This is a genomic window from Clostridium hydrogenum, from assembly GCF_021432385.1.
In the GTDB taxonomy this organism is placed as follows: domain Bacteria; phylum Bacillota; class Clostridia; order Clostridiales; family Clostridiaceae; genus Clostridium_S; species Clostridium_S hydrogenum.
Genome location: NZ_JAEACT010000002.1, coordinates 1,939,852 through 1,957,573 on the forward strand (window position 1 = coordinate 1,939,852; position 17,722 = coordinate 1,957,573).

10 protein-coding genes and 1 pseudogene are annotated in these 17,722 nt (G+C 30.2%); 2 read left to right on the forward strand and 9 right to left on the reverse strand.

What is annotated here, in order from left to right:
• Positions 1–84: 84 nt before the first annotated feature.
• Complete coding sequence (locus CUEA01_RS08835; RefSeq protein ID WP_234121281.1) at positions 85–468, reverse strand: (deoxy)nucleoside triphosphate pyrophosphohydrolase; 384 nt, start codon at positions 466–468, stop codon at positions 85–87.
• A gap of 275 nt (positions 469–743) precedes the next feature.
• Here CUEA01_RS08835 and CUEA01_RS08840 point away from each other — a divergent pair.
• Both CUEA01_RS08840 and CUEA01_RS08845 read left to right on the forward strand, forming a co-directional pair.
• A pseudogene (locus CUEA01_RS08840) lies at positions 744–947 on the forward strand (ATP-binding protein); the annotation flags it as partial.
• Positions 948–1,059: 112 nt separating this feature from the next.
• Entirely contained in the window at positions 1,060–2,052 is a 993-nt protein-coding gene (locus CUEA01_RS08845; RefSeq protein WP_234121282.1) for a P-loop ATPase, Sll1717 family, read from the forward strand.
• A gap of 72 nt (positions 2,053–2,124) precedes the next feature.
• Here CUEA01_RS08845 and CUEA01_RS08850 read toward each other — a convergent pair whose 3' ends face one another.
• From CUEA01_RS08850 to CUEA01_RS08885, 8 genes are all read right to left on the reverse strand, one after another.
• Positions 2,125–2,298, reverse strand: a complete 174-nt coding sequence (locus CUEA01_RS08850; protein WP_234121283.1) for a hypothetical protein — start codon at positions 2,296–2,298, stop codon at positions 2,125–2,127.
• A 235-nt stretch (positions 2,299–2,533) separates the two neighbouring features.
• Complete coding sequence (locus CUEA01_RS08855) at positions 2,534–2,683, reverse strand: hypothetical protein (RefSeq protein ID WP_234121284.1); 150 nt, start codon at positions 2,681–2,683, stop codon at positions 2,534–2,536.
• A gap of 85 nt (positions 2,684–2,768) precedes the next feature.
• The gene (locus tag CUEA01_RS08860; protein WP_234121285.1) at positions 2,769–3,488 is read right to left on the reverse strand and encodes a DUF4276 family protein; all 720 of its coding nucleotides are present in this window, start codon (positions 3,486–3,488) and stop codon (positions 2,769–2,771) included.
• Positions 3,481–4,704, reverse strand: coding sequence for an AAA family ATPase (locus tag CUEA01_RS08865; protein ID WP_234121286.1), 1,224 nt, complete (start codon positions 4,702–4,704; stop codon positions 3,481–3,483). The genes CUEA01_RS08860 and CUEA01_RS08865 overlap by 8 nt, the downstream gene beginning before the upstream one ends.
• A gap of 91 nt (positions 4,705–4,795) precedes the next feature.
• Positions 4,796–5,170 carry an SEC-C metal-binding domain-containing protein gene (locus tag CUEA01_RS25280; protein ID WP_407929235.1) on the reverse strand — a complete coding sequence of 125 codons (375 nt, stop codon included), beginning with the start codon at positions 5,168–5,170 and terminating at the stop codon, positions 4,796–4,798.
• 747 nt (positions 5,171–5,917) lie between these two features.
• On the reverse strand, positions 5,918–6,616 hold the full coding sequence (locus CUEA01_RS08875; protein WP_234121287.1) for a 4'-phosphopantetheinyl transferase family protein: 699 nt from the start codon (positions 6,614–6,616) through the stop codon (positions 5,918–5,920).
• Between the two features lie 182 nt (positions 6,617–6,798).
• Positions 6,799–8,505, reverse strand: coding sequence for an AMP-binding protein (locus CUEA01_RS08880; protein WP_234121288.1), 1,707 nt, complete (start codon positions 8,503–8,505; stop codon positions 6,799–6,801).
• A gap of 20 nt (positions 8,506–8,525) precedes the next feature.
• The gene (locus tag CUEA01_RS08885; protein WP_234121289.1) at positions 8,526–17,705 is read right to left on the reverse strand and encodes a type I polyketide synthase; all 9,180 of its coding nucleotides are present in this window, start codon (positions 17,703–17,705) and stop codon (positions 8,526–8,528) included.
• Between the last annotated feature and the right edge of the window lie 17 nt (positions 17,706–17,722).

A 17,722-nucleotide genomic window follows, 5' to 3' on the forward strand; every position in this document is an offset into this window, starting at 1 on the left:
AGTAACCCTTTAGTACCAATAAAAATGATATTTCTTATTATCATATATGCTTAGCATTTTAGATTAAGAAATATCATTTTTATTTTACAATTCCTTAAGTTTTTCAACTACTAATATATCTGCTGGTACCCATTTAAGCTTGTCTACTTCATCTAATGATATCCATTTAGTTGCATTATGGGCATTTAAGTGCATCTTCCCACCACATACTTCGCATAGAAAACAATGCATTGTAAGATGAAAATTTGGATAATCATACTCAACCGTAGTTACATATTTAGAGACGGATATATCCAATTCTAATTCTTCTTTAATTTCACGAATAAGTGCTTCTTCCCTTGTTTCTCCAGGCTCTATTTTACCGCCAGGGAATTCCCACATATTTTCAAATTCGCCATAACCACGACACGTTGTAAATATTTCATTACCATGTTTTATAATAGCTGCTACTACTTCTATTGTTTTCATTTATATAATCACCTCTACATATAGGATATATTATACTACATATATAGTTTCTATGTAAACTAATCTTACTATGTATTATTGCCATTTTTTTAATAATATAGACGTTAAATTCTTGACGCACTGCGTCAACATTCATAAACTTAACCAAACAGTTTATGAAAAACTTCAACTACTAGATTTTCTTTTAAATTTTTAAAGCAAAAGCCACAGATTTTACTCTACGACCTTTAAAAATATATTTTCTTAACATAAAACAATAACTTCATCTAGTAAAGGTAGCTGGTTTTCCACACTTAACGGAAATGAAGGATTTTGACTTTGATTTTCAACCTAGAATAAATAAAAAGCAGTTTTTAGAGAGTACTAGCAATATAATTTTAATTAGGAATAGTTTGGTGGGTAAAACTCACCTAGCTACTTCTATCGGCATAGCTACTACTAAAAAGAGAATAAGTGAACTCTCTTGTATATTTTTTTAATTTGTTATGTACATCTTTTATCAACTATAATTGCACCTTCTTTATTAGAGATTTTATAAAATTATAACTTAAAAAAATAGCACATAAAAAGCGCTTAAATTCCTACATTTTCATGTTGGAACTTTTATGCACTTCCATATTAACATTTACAATATTTTCTGTTGACGAAGAAGAAATTTACCAAGAAATTAGAAATGAAATTAACAATAATAACTACTATGTATTAATTGATAACCTAGATGAACCGTGGAAAAATAGTACTCAAATGAACAGTTGGCTAAGGGGGCTAATGTTATCAATGAGACAGCTTAAAAGAGATTACTCTAATCTTAAAGTTATTACTTTTTTAAGAGATGATATTTTTGATATCATTGCTAGAGGAAGTGATATTTTTGATAGTAAAGATGAATTGCTACGGATAAAATGGAAAGATGACCAAAATTATTTGCTTAGAAAAATATTAGCCTATAGAATAGCAAATTATTATGGTGAAACATTGCCAGGTAGCAGCTATGAAATTGACAAGCAAATTAGCAAGCTTTTTGTTATAAAATTAAAATACACCTCTAGTGGAAAAATAAGAAATAAAGAAAGACATACTTTAGCTTACATGATTGAAAGAACTTTCTCTAGACCAAGAGAATTATTGCAATTTGCAAGATTAATTTTAGAAAAAAATCCATCAAATAATCTACCTATTACCCCTGATATTATATATAGTGCTGAAAAAGAGTATTCTAATTGGAAAGTAATTGACCTAGCTGGCGAGTATTCTAAAACATATGAAAACATTGATAAATTTATATTATCATTTTCTGGACTACACATACTTTATAATTGGAAATTTTCTTTTAATGATATAGATAAGCATTATAAAACATTAGATGATGGCTCAAAGGTTTATAACAAAGTGTCTAAGCATTATTTAACTACTAGTGAAACTGTTGAATTGCTATACATTGCAGGATTTTTTAGGAAAATAAGGAGAATTGGACAATATAGCATTAAGTATATAACTTCTGTTGATGAACGAGACATTGATATTCAAAGGAGTACTTTTGATGTTCACCCTGCTTTTAGGAAAAAGCTTTATAATAATGCTTAAACATAGATTTAAATTTTATAATTGCATAAGCTGTGATACCAAAAGAGGATTGTAACCTACAAACCTCTTTCATTAACTCATCTGTTTTGTTAGAAGCTTCATTATGCTTACCCGTACATAATACTTATCTGAAATAGAACTTTCATTATAATATGCCTGTAGAACATGTCCACATCTTTTATGAAATATAATACTTATAGTTTTAAGTTCATCATAACTTCTATCCTCTTCTGTAGTTCCTATCATATTAACTATAATTTTCTAAAAACTTTTGCAAGTATCAACTGTCAATGGATTATATGGTACTCTTGCCAAATCACCTTTATAATTATTCTGCTATATATACCACTTAATGCCTTCTACATGTGCCTATAGATTATATCAAAACTAATTTTGAAAATTTTTTCAACCACTTCTAGGAAAAATATCTAAATTCATTGTCTAGTTGCTTTATTTCGCTATTAATACACTTGTACAGTATTTAAATTAATATAACAGAAAGCTCTGGATTTTTATTATAATCGGGTACTGTTACTAGCTTCTCATTTATATCTGTATCAGCTCTTTCGTAAGTCTTATTCACATAATCAATTTGCCTATTAATTGTAAGTTTCACGTTTATTTTCCTCATTGCTTGGTACAAAAAGAGAAGCATTTAAGTTTCTCAACATATACAGTATAACATCTAAAATAGACTGAGCAAAGCCCAGTCTATTTTAAACATCATGTTTAATATTTTTAAAATCCTCACAAAACTTAAAAAAGCTAATGTAACAAGTATTCCTCAAATTTTCTATATCTATATTCTCTGCAATTTCATTAAAAACTTTTCTTGAACTTACTTCATTATACTGTTTAAGCACTCTATCTAAATAACACTTAGGAAAATCACTATTAGGATCATCTTCCTTGCCCCATAAAAATTCTGGTTTTTTAGGCAATTTAGGATTGGATGGCTTTTTACCAAAACATTTTTCATAAGCACTTTCATCTCCTAATAGCCATGATTCTATCATCCTAATTGGCACCATTGGTATTCCAATCACCTCGTATGACTTACTTTTACTATTAAAAGCATTAAATCCTTCCATAATTTGATTATATATTTCTAAGAATCTCTTTTGGGCATCATTCTCACTTTTACTTGTAGAATGTTCTCTATCTGCATCAACATAACAAATAACATACTTAATAGATTTTTCTCTTGCTATATTGCTCAAAACAAATGATTTTATGCCGTGCCCTTTTACCTTAGAATCTTTTATACTTCTTTGCAATCTTCTATCTTTCAAGCTATCTTTTCTAACATTTTCAAAATTGACAACTGCCATTTTCCTTATAATCGGCTGCACAGCACCTTCTAGCCATGGCTCACCTGGTAACTTAGGAGTACCATAATCAGTTGGTCCTTCTCCACAGAGTAAAACCTCAATCATTAGTTTTATCCTCCTCATTTTTAAGAGTTTCAACAATTTCTGTTTCACTCATATTGAGCCATACCTCTCCTGGATACATGTATTCAAGCTTTTCTTTCATTTCTTTATTTAAAAATAGAGGTTTACTATAAGCTTTTCCAGATTCATCCCTCCATATGAATACAATACTATCTGCTTCAAAATAATCAAGTATAACAGTACTATGTGTAGTTACAACAATTTGCCTATTATAATTTTGGCATATTTCTTTTAAGTCATTAACCAAACTGCTTGCTAAATAAGGATTTATTCCGTCTTCTATTTCATCTAAAAGTACAACTCCTAATACTTTACTAATTTCTGCAATAGCCGCAATTGCTATCATCCTCAAAATGCCATCACTTTGATAAACTGATTTTATCTCTATTTTATTAGAATTGTATTTCTCATATATGCTCATTTGAAGCCACTTTGCCTTACCCTTAACAACAGTATCTACGTTTTCTACAAAAGGAACATATTTTTTAAGCCTATTATTTAATTCTGATTTTTGAGCATTACTTAATCCATGAATAAATGATGCTAACTTCTCTCCACCAAGTCCAATATCATTAGTCTTCCCTCTGCTGCTTCTATTTCTTATTTTTTCAGTAGATAATAATTCAAATGAATCTGATTGAATTAAAAAACTTTTTATTTTACAAAGTTCCGGATACTTATCTTTATCTTTTTCTTCATCAATGTTTTTCATAAAAGAAGCTGTTAAATCTATATTAGGTAAAGTTTCATTTTTTCCATCTAACCTATTAAATCTTTCTATATTTCTAGAATAATATCGTAATAACGTAGTTTTATTTGTTTTATTATAAACTTTCTCACCTGTAAAAAACAACTTATTTTCAGTCTTATTACTATTAAAAGTAATTTCCCATATTAATTCTTCATTGCCATCAATGTCAAACTCAAATGTTGTTCTAAACGTAATTTGCCTCTTACTACTGCTACTTAGCTGTGACTTTAAATCTGAAGGTTCCCAACCTCTAGATTGTATATAACTATCTATGTCCATCTTTACTATATTGCATAACAAGTCTATTGCCTGAAGAATTGTACTTTTTCCACTACCATTTCCACCAATCAATACTGTAAGTGGCTTTAAATCTATGTTAAAATCATTTAATGCCTTAAAATTATCAATATAAATACCTTTAATCATTTTATCACCTCTTTTTCTCATGGATATAAACCCCTTGGAACTTGCAAATTAATTTTGGTAGTTAAAACGGTATATCTATAATTATAACCAAAGTTTTAGTGTTTAATAGTTATTATTTATTTCCCCCACAGCAATTTTTATATTTCTTCCCACTCCCACATGGGCAAGGGTCATTTCTACCTACCTTGTTTTCATTTCTTACAGGCATTGAATTAGCTTCACCATCAAAATTTTCTTCTTCCAAACCACAATCTAATAATTTGGATAATTTATAACTATATCTTATCTCATTAAAACTTTCTTTACCTTTCATAATATAATAGAGTTCTTCTATTAAAACTGAAGCTATCATTTCTTTTGCTTTTTCTTCTGTATATCCCATGCTTATCAGCTTTTGCAAAGTTTCATTTGTGCACTTAGGATTATTATCCCTAATTTGATTATCTACAACTTCTAATATACTTTTTTTTAATCTATGATTTGCCAATTTATTTTTCTGCTCCTTTAAATATAAAATACTTGAATTTCAAAATTGATTCTTAGCGAAATGCTATCTTTTAAGCATTATACTACATATATAGTTTCTATGTAAACTAATCTCACTATGTATTATTGCCATTCTTTTAATAATCTAGGCTTTAAATTCTTGACGCACTGCGTCAACATTTCATAAACTTCATCGACCAGTTTATAAAAAGCTTCAACTATTGAATTTTCTTTTAAATTTTTAAAGTATTCATTTTTTCACAATTAGGGATAAACTATTTATGTCTTTAATTAGACATCTACTTATGTTTTTATATTTGCGGTTGGCTATACCTGCATATATAAAAACATGGGAGTTTTTTTCCACTTAACGGCATAAGCCTTTTTTTCTACTTGCTTAACAAGTGGTTTCCTTCGTTACACAATAAAGCCACGGCAAACTATACCGCGGCACAATATACATTGGAATATTTGGCTGTCGCACGAATTTATTTTATAAACAAATTTTAAAAAATACGAACCTTTATTCAAATTACGGATGACGGAGTACAGTGAAGGATGATTTTCTTCGGCTTTGCTACAGAAAATCTTAAAACTTATTTTTTGATTACTTACGCAATCGTAGTATCAATGTTGTTCAGCGAAGCTGACAACATATAAGTTTAAAATTTACCTGACGCAAGGAAAGGTAAATCATCCTTCTTTGTACTCTGTACTTTATACTTTGTACTCTGCTTAACCCCTAAACTTACACCATACTAATAAGCTCCAAAATCTTATCATAACTCATAATATTTGTATTTAAATCGTAACTTTCCTTTTTTGAGCAGGTAGTTAATACATAATTTTCATCGATTTTATGCGTTTTAAAATATACTTTTAAATTCTCATTATTAAAATGCCTCATGCAAGTATTATCCTGCGAATCAATAACTAAAGGAAATGAATTTAAAGGTATCGACAAGCCTTTTCCTTGCAGTTTTACATAGCTTTCCTTTGCAGTCCATAGTCTAAAAAAGCCTTCAGCCCTTTCGCTGTCATTTTTACTTAATAACCACCTATATTCATTTTGATCAAAAAATCTTTTGGATATATCCAAATATTCCATTTCGTGTATTTCTTCTATATCAATTCCTACTATCTCGTCATCTATAGCAGCCGCTACCCATTTACCTGAATGTGATATATTGAAATGAAAATTAGGGTTGTTTTTTATTGTAGGCTTGCCGTACTTATTATACTCATATATTATTTCATAATTTTTCATTTGCAATTTGCTGCAAATAATACCTCTAATTAAAACATCAGAAATTAAGCCTCTTAGCATGTCCTTCTCATTTCTAAACCTGTTTATTTTATCTTTTTTTTCAAGGCTAATGTATGATAAAAACTTTTCTTTCAATACTTCACTTAATTTATTATCAATATTAATAGCATATACTTCCATTAATCAATTTCCCTCTTTTTAAAGATATACCATTGTGAAACTTAAAATTAATTTGTACCAAAATGCCGTCTCCTAGGCATTGTAGTTCACATTAATTTTAATAGTTGAACTGGTATATCTATATTTATGCTATGTTTTAAATAAGTGTTGATTTTCACACTTATTTAAAACATAGCCTTTATTTATATTAGATTAGCTATTTCATTAATTACATCGCTAAACTCACCATCATAATACATTTCGCTTAGTTTGTATCTTTGGATTTTTCCACTGGTAGTTTTAGGAATATATTTTACAGGTATAACATGTTTAATATCAACAGCATATTTACCTTTTATAAAGCTCTTTATGTCTTCTATATATTTAATAAAATCCTCTATTTTTCTTTTAAAAAGAATAAATATGATTAAACTGTTATTATGACTACATACAGCTATTCTTCCAGTATCTATATTATCTAGAATTTCACATTCCTTTTCAATATTGTGTGCATAATAGCTTGTACCATTTATGTTTATCAAGTCCTGTGATCTACCTATTAAAACCAATTTATTATCTTTTACAAATCCTAAATCAGTAGTATTAAGCCATCCTTCCTCATTTATATTCTTTTTAGTAAGATTATAATTATTATAGTATTGTTTTGTTACATTGTCACCTTTTATATGAACATATCCAACAATATCTTCTCCATAAATTTCATTATTTTTTCCTGTTATTCTAATACTGCAATTATTTAAATTATTTCCTTCCTTTACTAGCTCTATAAATTCTGTTTTGTTCTCACATTTTTCATTAAACTCGATTACCTTATCACCAATTCCAAGCTTATCTTTTCTAACAGTAATAGTCTCGAATTTTTTATTTGGATCTGGAAAAGCTACTGCAAGACTTGCTTCTGCCATACCATATACAGGATACATGGCTTTTTCTGATAAACCGTATTTTTTTAATTTAGTAATAAATTCATTAATTATTTCTATGGATATAGGCTCCGCCCCATTATATATTTTTCTTATACAACTTAAATCCCACTCATCAATTTCTTTTCTTTTAATATTATCCAAAAAGTATCTAAGTCCAAAATTCGATGAAGCTGCAATAGTAGCCCTATGCTCATTAATTTTTTCCATCCATAAGATGGGACCTCTTATAAATAATGAATTTTTCATAATAAATTGATTTATACCATATACAAGAGGATATAGGTGAAAGCCAATCATACCCATATCATGCGTAAGCGGCATCCAGCTTAGGGTTGAATCCTCCTTTGTGCTATTTGAATTTGCAATAATATCGCCTATATTTGTAATTAAATTTTTATTTGTCAAAACAACTCCCTTACAGTCTCCTGTAGCTCCAGAGGAAAATTGTATATATGCTATGTCATTTTCATTAGATTTTTTTATTATTCCATATCCATTATCCTCTACTAATTTTTCTAAAGGCACAATTCTATCCTTTAGGCTGCAAAATAGTAGTTCTTCTTCCTTATCTTTTTCCAATTCATTTAAGGCAGCATAACACTTATCATCAATTATTACTCTAGGATTTTTGAGGGTTTTAAATACTCTTAATATTTTTGTTAAGTTTTCTCTGAATCCCACGGAAACAGGAACTGGTATTATTTTTCCAAGTATGCATGCCCAAAAAGTATATATAAAATACTCATTTTTATCATCACCAATTTGTAATATTAATTCTGTTCCTTCATCAATCCCTAAGCTCTGAAGGTTATATAAAACCTTTAAGGCTTTTTCATATAATGATTTATAAGGAATAAATTTTTCTTTATCTCTTGCATTAATAATACAAATGCCATTTTCAGTATTTTCATTGTGGTGTTTTACTAGTGCCTGTGCTAATGTGTTTATATTTATCTTATTCAATATTCTCACGCTCCTGACTCTTAATCTAATTTCAAATCACGACTTAATTTATAAGCTGATTCTTGTTTGTCCTTAGGACTTAAAGTTACAATATCTTCTATCTTCTTTATATTAAAATTTGTAAATGTATCCTTTTTAAAAGTTATTTTATACTCTTTATTTTCAAAAGGGTAAGTTGGTAAAACCACCTTGCTTGTAGTGCACCCTTGATATATATTTTTAGGATTGTAACCTACATTAAGAACATACAATTTTCCCAAATTTAAAAGTAAATTTTCTTCTGCGGAAGCTTTTGAATTTTCATTTACTAATTCACTTTTTAAATTCAAAGCTACAAGTTCTTCTTTCAAATTGCTATCATCTCCAAAATACAATACAATTTGTTTTTCCTTTACAATTTCACTTAAATTATTATATAAACCATTTTCAAAGGTTAAATCTAAAACATATAAAACTTCTTCTCCATCTGGACAATTTAATATTCCCTGTTCTGTTACAAGCGGACATGCAAGCTTAGCCTTATTATTCCAATCGGTGCAAATATTTTCTTCTAGAATTATATTTATTGCTTGATTGATACTAATCTTACCTGTTAATACAGCACCACTTAATATACCGAGGCCCCTTACTACTATAGTCTCAATTTTAATTTCCAAATTTTTTATTAGCACGCCAAAGGAATATTCTAAGAAAAAGGCTTGCAATTTTTCATAACTTTCCTTTCCTATTTTTGTCATAGCTCTTATATTTTCATATTCTTCAATGCATTTAGAATATGCTTCATCAAAAGCTTTATATCTATTTTGTAAGCTTTCTATGTCCTTCTTACTCATTTTTAAATTTCCATCATAAAGCAAGTGGCATATTGCTTCCTTTTTAGGGTTAGCTTTATATTTATACATTCCAGGTGCAAGCTCACCATTTAAAGCGGCCTCTAGTTTTTTTATAAATTCTTCCCTTGAAGCAGCTATTATGGCCATCCTATAAGAAAGTTGTTTTTGATTTTCATTCATTGTAGAGCATATATCTTCCATTGCTATATTGGGATTGTTATTTATATAATTTATTAAATTCTTTGATATTTTCTTTACAGCAGCTTCACTGCCTCCGGTTATTTGTAAAACACTTGTCAATTCTTTATCATCACATTTTTTTACACTTCTAGAAGGTGCCTCTTCAAGCACTATGTGTGCATTAGTTCCTCCAAATCCAAAAGCATTTACACCAGCTCTTAATACTTCTCCTTCTTTAGCTGTCCAACTTACATTCTCCTTTGCTACAACAAATGGTGTAGTTTTAAAATTTATATTATCATTTGGGTTTTCAAAATTAGCAACCTTTGGAATTGTGTTGTGCTTCATAGCAAGTACTACTTTAATTAAACTTACCAATCCTGAAGCTGACAGCATATGTCCTATTGAAGCTTTTACAGAACTTATATTACAAAAACTATTTTTATCTGTGAATGCTCTAAAAGCCTTTGTCATACCTTGAATTTCAATAGGATCTCCCAAAGGGGTTCCTGTCCCATGAGCCTCAATATAAGATACAGTTTCTGGATTAATTCCCGCATTTCTGTATGCTTGTTCTATTGCAATTGCTTGCCCATTTGGATTTGGCGCAGTTATTCCTTGTGAATGTCCATCGTTGCTTATGGCAGAACCTTTTATAACTGCATATATGTTATCATTATCTTCTACTGCCTTGGACAATGGCTTTATTACTATTGCCCCTACGCCTTCAGATAAAATCATACCATCTGCTGCCTTATCAAAGGGTCTGCAGCTTCCAGTTTTTGAAATAGCATTTAACCTGCTCATGGAGATAAATGGAATAGAATTTGTATTTAGATTTACTCCACCAACAATTGCCATTTGATCTGGATTTGATCTTAAATTTTCACAAGCTAAATGAAGCGCCACTAACGAAGATGAACATGCTGTGTTAATGGAAAGGCTTGGTCCAACAAGATTTAAGCAATGACTTACACGTGAAGCCACCTCATTTAATCCATTTCCTGCAACTGAATCTGATATTAGTTCCTTTGGCTTTAACACCTGAAGCAACGTATTTTTAATTTTTTCTTTGTACTGAACATCTATACTATTAAACCAATCACTATTTTCAAATTTTTCTTCAATAACCTTGTAACTACGATAATTTAAAAAATGTTCCATGTACCCGTTTTGCTCGCAACCAACAAAAACTCCAATCTTATTTGTTTTATATTTGCCAATGTATCCTGCACCTTGAAGTGCTTCAAAGGCAACCTCTAAAAATATTCTTTGCTGTGGATCCATTACCTCTGCTTCTTTAGGCGATATTCCAAAGAACAAAGGATCAAAACCATAAAGATTATTTATGAAACCACCATATTTCGTATAGGTTTTATGCGATATTCCCATTTCAGAACTGTATTCTTCTTCCTTTGACCATCTATCCTCTGGGATCTCCTTTACTACTATTTCTCCTTTATTCAAAATATCCCAATACTCTTCTAAATTATCCGCACCTGGTATTCTAAGTGACATACCTATAATAGCTATATCATCATTTTCCTTATTTTTTTCTAAAACTTCCTTTTTTTCATATTTATCAGACTCAATTTCTCTTGCTTCGTTAGCAGTAAAATATTCTTCCTCGATATAATTTGCAAGAGCCCTAGGTGTTTGGTATTCAAATATTAAGGTAGGATATAATTCTTTGTTAAGCGTAGAACTTAAATTTGTCATTATTTTTACAGCACCTATTGAATCAAGCCCTAAATCCATAAAATTAGTATCTAACTCAAGCTGCTCCTCTTCAATTTTAAGTACCTCTGCTATTACCTTGTATATTGAAGCTTTATTTTCCTTAATTTCAGCGTGAGTTAATATTTGAGGTTCTTTTTCAATTTTAATTTCTAATTTTTCTTCCTTATTATTTTCTTTCTCTTCCTTATGAAAGTTTATAACATGGACATTATTACATTCTTTAAATGCTAAAGCTTTAAAAAATGCACCTACAGCTTTTTCCGTTTCAAGTGGAAGCAGTCCTTGAATTTTTGCAGCATATTCCGCAGCCTTTCCAAAGCTATTGACCATTCCTTTATCTTTCCAAAGCGAATAATTTATGGAGACGGTTCTGCCTTTTGCATTATTTTGTTGTCTATAAATGCTATAACTATTTAAAAAAGCATTGGCTGCGGCATAGTCGCCCAAACCCTTTGAAAGACTTTTTTTACTTGCTGAAACAGATGAAAACATGGCAAAAAACTTTAATGGTTCTGACTCAGTAACTTTATCTATAACAATTGTTCCCTTTACCTTTGGCAATAATACTTTTTCTATACCTTCAAAAGTTTTATTGCTAAAATTAAGCTCTGTATAATCTACAACTCCAGCTGCATGAATCACACCCTTTATTTCACCAAATTTATCTTTTATTTTTTGGATGCAAATTTTCATTTTCTCGTAATCTGTTACATCTACTGCAAAATACTCTACCTCTGCTCCAAGTTTTCTGAGCTTCTCAATTAAATTGAGCTTATCCCTTAATAAAGGATTTATGTTTCCTTTAATTTCTTCTGGAGCTGGCAAATTAGTTCTTCCAAGTAATGCAAGCTTTATTTTAGCTTTCTCACTTAAAGCGCAAGCTATTTCTCCACCAAGTGGACCAGTTCCTCCAGTTATAACAAAGGTATCTCCATCATTAATTTCTATATTATCTTCTCTTTCAGTTATAGCTTCTAATTTACGTTGAAAACCTTTATTATTTCTTATAGCCACTATATGTTCCTCATTAGCTGCTATAGTTAGTTCATTAAATATGGTATTTGCAAGCTCTGCTTTACTTCCATATTCTTCAACCTTTACATCTATCACCTTGGAGTTTATTGTTTTCATATCCTCATCCATTGCCTCTACTATTTTGGCTGATAAATTTAAATACGGTGAAGTTATAGTGTCCTTATTATTTACTTTTTGTGCCCCATCTGTAACCAAAACTAAATCTATACTGCTATGTCCTATTTTTTCAACTGTTTGTCCTATAAGTAACAAGCTGTAGAAAGTCTCATATAACTCTTCATCTAACTTAGTATTATCCAAGGTCCAAAGGTATATTATTGAAGTCACCTCATATGGGATTTCATTAAAAATTCTCTTATAATCACTTTCATCTTTTTTATTTATTGTAAAATTATCATTATCATCATAATTAAATTCACTACCTGCTTTAACAAAATAAACTGGATTCATTTGAACATCAAACATATTTCCAAGTTTTCTGCCAACTCCCTTTTCGTCTTCAAAAATTATTACCGCTCCAGATTTAAGCTCTTTCTCTACAATTTTATTTTCTTCTTCCCATACAAATTTATGGAACCATTCCTTAGGCGGCAATGCATTGTTACTTCTTGAAAATTGTGGAGAAAATACTTTTTTATTAAAAGGATATAGTGGCAGCTTAATTTTTTTGTAGCCATAATTTTCATATAACTTTTTCCAATCAAATCTACCTGTTGCGCAGTGTAAAGTTCCTATTCCAGTAAAAAATGTTTCCAAGCAATCTTTCTTTCTATCTAAAAGCTTTATAACATTTGAATTTCCAGCTGACAAAACTGCTGAAGCCATACCCGTCAAAATTTTATCTGGACCACATTCAACAAAAGTATTTATTCCCTGATTATTTATAAAACTTATACTTTGCTCAAATTTAACTGAACTAAGTACGTGTTCTAACCAGTATTCTGCTGTTATAGGCTTATCAATAAAGTTTCCTGTTATATTTGATACAATTTTTATTTTTGGAGTTTTAAATTGTACCTTTTTTAATTCACTCTCAAAGGCAGCAAGCATTGGCTTCATTAGAGGTGTATGGAAAGCCTGTGACACTCTAAGCTTTTTACATACCACGCCTTTTTTTTCAAGTATACTAGCAAATTCGTCTATACTTTTTGAACTTCCAGATACAACTTGATGACTTCCGTTAAAAGCAGCAATCCACAAATTTTCCAACTTACATTCATCTATTATTTCTACTAATGTATCCTTATTAATAAACACCGCTGCCATAGAACCTTCTACAGCTATCTCTCCCATGAGCTTTCCTCTTAATGAAACTAGCCTTGCTGCTTCTTCAAGGGTCACAACCTCTGCAATAGCTGCTGCTGCCCATTCTCCAATGCTATGGCCAAGAAGGCATTCTGGTTTTATTCCATATTCTATAAGCAATCTTCCTAAAGAATAATCTATAGAAAATACCACAGGTTGAGTAATACTAGTTTTTTTCAAAACATTATCATCACAATTTTCGCCATATATTAAATCTGTTACTTTAACCTTAATATATGGATAAAAAGCTTCTGAACACTTATCTAAGCAAGCTTTAAATTCAGGTATTGCTTCATAAATTTCTTTTGCCATATTTATATATTGTGAACCCTGTCCTGTAAACATGAAGGCTATCTTATTTGACCTTCTAATTTCTTTTCCTGCTTTTAGCTTATCCAATTTATCTATTAAATCAGCAGTATTTTCTGCTATTACAGTTCCTTTAAGCTTAAAATCAGAAACCTTAGTATTTTCTGTAAGACAAATATCTCCAAGCTTAATTTCCTTATTAACCTTTAAAAAATTTTTCAAGTTAATAACCTTATTATTGAAAGCTTCTTCATCTTGTGCTCCTAAGCATAATACATTTTTTGCACAAGCAATTCTGCTTTCTTGTTCTTTTAGCTCTTTTTCTATTGGAGCTTCCTCTAAAACCATATGACAGTTAGTTCCACCAAAACCGAAGGAATTAATGGCGGCCTTTCTCTTTTGGTTCTTTTCTACCTTCCATGGCTCTGCTTCTTCAAGTAAATAGAAAGGTGTCTTTTCAAATTTAATTAATGGATTTGGTTCAGTTACATTTATGCTTGGCGGCAATTCCTTATTTTTTAAAGCTAAAACTACCTTGATAAAGCTTGCTATACCTGCTGCATTTAATAAATGACCAATATTTGCCTTAACTGAACCTATAGCAATAGATTTGCTTTCAGGCTTCCAACTGCTATACGCTTCTGAAAGCGCCCTAACTTCACTTGGATCTCCTATCTTTGTCCCCGTACCATGTGCCTCAACATATTGCACCTCTCTAGGATCAATACTACTTTTTTCATATAAGTTTTGTATAACTTCTCTTTGTCCATCTGGATTAGGCGCCATAACTCCAATTGAACGTCCATCATTATTTACTGCACTAGCCTTTATTACAGCAAGAATTTCATCCTTATCACTAACAGCCTTTTTTAAGGGTTTTAATAATACTATTCCTGCACCTTCCCCTGGTACAAAACCATCTGCCAAAGCATCAAAAACTCTTGATTCTCCGCTTTTTGACAATGCACCTGCATTACTAAAATAAATGTATGGTATTGGCGTTAAAAGTAAATTTACCCCTCCAGCTAATGCCATATCGCACTCTCCATTTCTCATGGCTTCACATGCCATATGGATTGTAACTAAAGCTGAAGAGCAAGCTGTGTCTATAGTTAAACTTGGGCCCTTAAAATTGTATTCATGTGATACTCTAGCAGCAATCATGTTGTTTATGTTGTCTACTAATACATTAGGGTGATTTTTAAGCATTCCAAATTCACTCTTCCACTCTTCTAAAAAACTGTCCTTTTGCTCTTTAGTTAAAGTATTAAAGCTGCTAAACTCTTTGATTTTATTCATTTTTAAATTATTAAGGTGATATTCCAAATAGTTACTTGTTCCAGCTCCAACAAACATACCAATATTTTTTCCATCAACTGCTTCTTTAGAATAACCTGCACTTTCAAGTACCTTAAACACAAGTTCTAATATAAGTCTCTGCTGCGGATCCATTATGCTTGCTTCTTCTTCACTAATATTAAAAAAACCGCAATCAAATGAATATGGGTTATCTATGAAGGCTCCCTTATCACTATAAGTTTTCCCTTCTGCTGCATTTGAACTATAATAGCTGTCAATATCAAATCTACTTTCTGGTACCTTTGCGATACTGCTCTTTCCATTTTTTATATTATTCCAAAATTCATCTATATTTTCTGCTCCTGGTAAATATGCTGACATAGATATAACTGCAATATCCTCATCCTTCATACTATCCCTATTAGCTATATGTTTTTTTTCTGATTTGTTAACGTTAAATTTATTTAATAGATACTCATTCATTTCACTAACCGTATGACATTTAATTAATATATCATGACTAAGTTCAATATTTAAGCTTTCTTCTAAATAGCTTAATAGCTGAATTGCCTTAATAGAATTTCCTCCAAAAGAAAGAAAGCTTCTTTGCTCTGTAATTATTTCTTCTGGAACTTCTAATACCTTAGACCATATAGCTCTTATGATATCTATATATGAATCAGGTGAATTTTCGATTTCATTTTTTATGTAATTAGAATTCTCATTTTGAATTTCAACATCAGCCTCTAAAAACTTACTAGCTTTATAGGTTGTTTCTTTAAATTTACCTGCCATAAAATCTTTAAGTAATGAAAATCTCTGAATTTTCCCACTATTTGTTTTAGGTATTGCTTTAACCATAACTATATCATCTAAGTTAAATCCAAAATTTGTGCTTACAAAGCTTATTATTTCAGCATAAACTTCATTTTTAACTTCTAAATTAGAAAATAAAACAACTCTTTCTTTATTTTCAATTTCATTATGATAACCACATACTGCAATTTTACTAGGCTCAATACCCTTAATACCCTCTATTCTCTCTTCTATATCATGAGAATAAAAATTTTGTCCATTTATAAATATAATGTCCTTGAATCTCCCTGTAATTGCAAGCTTGCCATTTGAAATAAAGCCCATGTCACCTGTTTTAAGCCATCCATCAACAAACAATTCTTTATTTAAACTCTCATTTTTTAAATAACCTCTAGTTACATTTTTCCCTTTTATTTGAATCTGACCAATATGTTTTTCTTCTAGAATATTATTTTCATTATCTACAATTCTAAGCTCCATACCATCTAGTATCTTGCCAAGATCAGCTACTACTAAAGAATTACCTTCTTCTTTAACAAGTTCCACCTTAGAATCCTTTGCCGCCTTATCTCTATCCATATGGTAAAATACGGATTTTGAATTGGTTTCTGATATTGTTATAGCTAAAGTTGCCTCTGCCATACCATAAGCTAAATTCATAGTGTTACTATTTAATCCGCATACCTCTAATTTTTGTAAAAAAAGTTTTACTAAATTTTCCGAAATTGGCTCCGCTCCATTTATAATTACCCTTATAGATTTTAAATCCCAGTTTTTAAGTTTTTCTTCAGTTAATCTTGGCAAAAGCAATTTATAACCAAAATTAGGGCAACAAGTTACAGTACCTTTGTACTTTGTAATTAAATCTAACCAAATAGTTGGATTTTTTATAAAGCTTATAGTACTTAACTGTATAATTTTTGAAACAGCTGCAATTTGAAGAATATGAAAACCTATAAGTCCCATATCATGACTAAAAGGCATCCAGTTCACAATTGTATCTTCTGAGTTTATTTTCAATCTATTTATCATTGATTCAATATTTATAAGTATATTTTCATGTGATAGTACAATTCCCTTTGGAGCGTTTGTACTACCAGAACTAAATTGAATAAAAGCTGGAGAAGTAACCTCCCTAAGTTCTAGTTTTCCTTTTGAAGAAGAATTTATAAGCTCTTGTGTGCCAATTACCTCTAAAGCTTTTTTATCAGATTTTGTAAACTCTTCATAGTCTCTTTTCTTTCCCTCATCCACTATTAATATTGGCTTATCTAGTGTTTCCCAAATGCTCATTAGTTTTTCTAAAGAAGAATTGCCAGCTTTAAATTCTGTTGGATGAGAAAGTGGTACAACTACAAAACCACCAAGTACACACGCCCAAAAGTTAATTACAAATTCAAGATTATCTTGTACCATAAGTAAAACATAATCACCTTTTTGAATATTCTTTTTTTGGAGTACCCCTAAAGCCAATACAGCTTTCTCAAAAATTTCTTTATAGGATAGATATTTTTCTTTGTAGGTTTCATCTATAAATACAATCCCCTGCTCCTTATTACTACTGGCAGCTTCAATTAATAAATTTCCTATATTTTTCTTTTCATAATAAGTATTTTTTAAAGTGTTCCCCTTTATGTAGGACAATTTCACCTTATTTTTATAATTTTTAAGTGACTTCTTCATTTTTTTCCCTCCTTAGT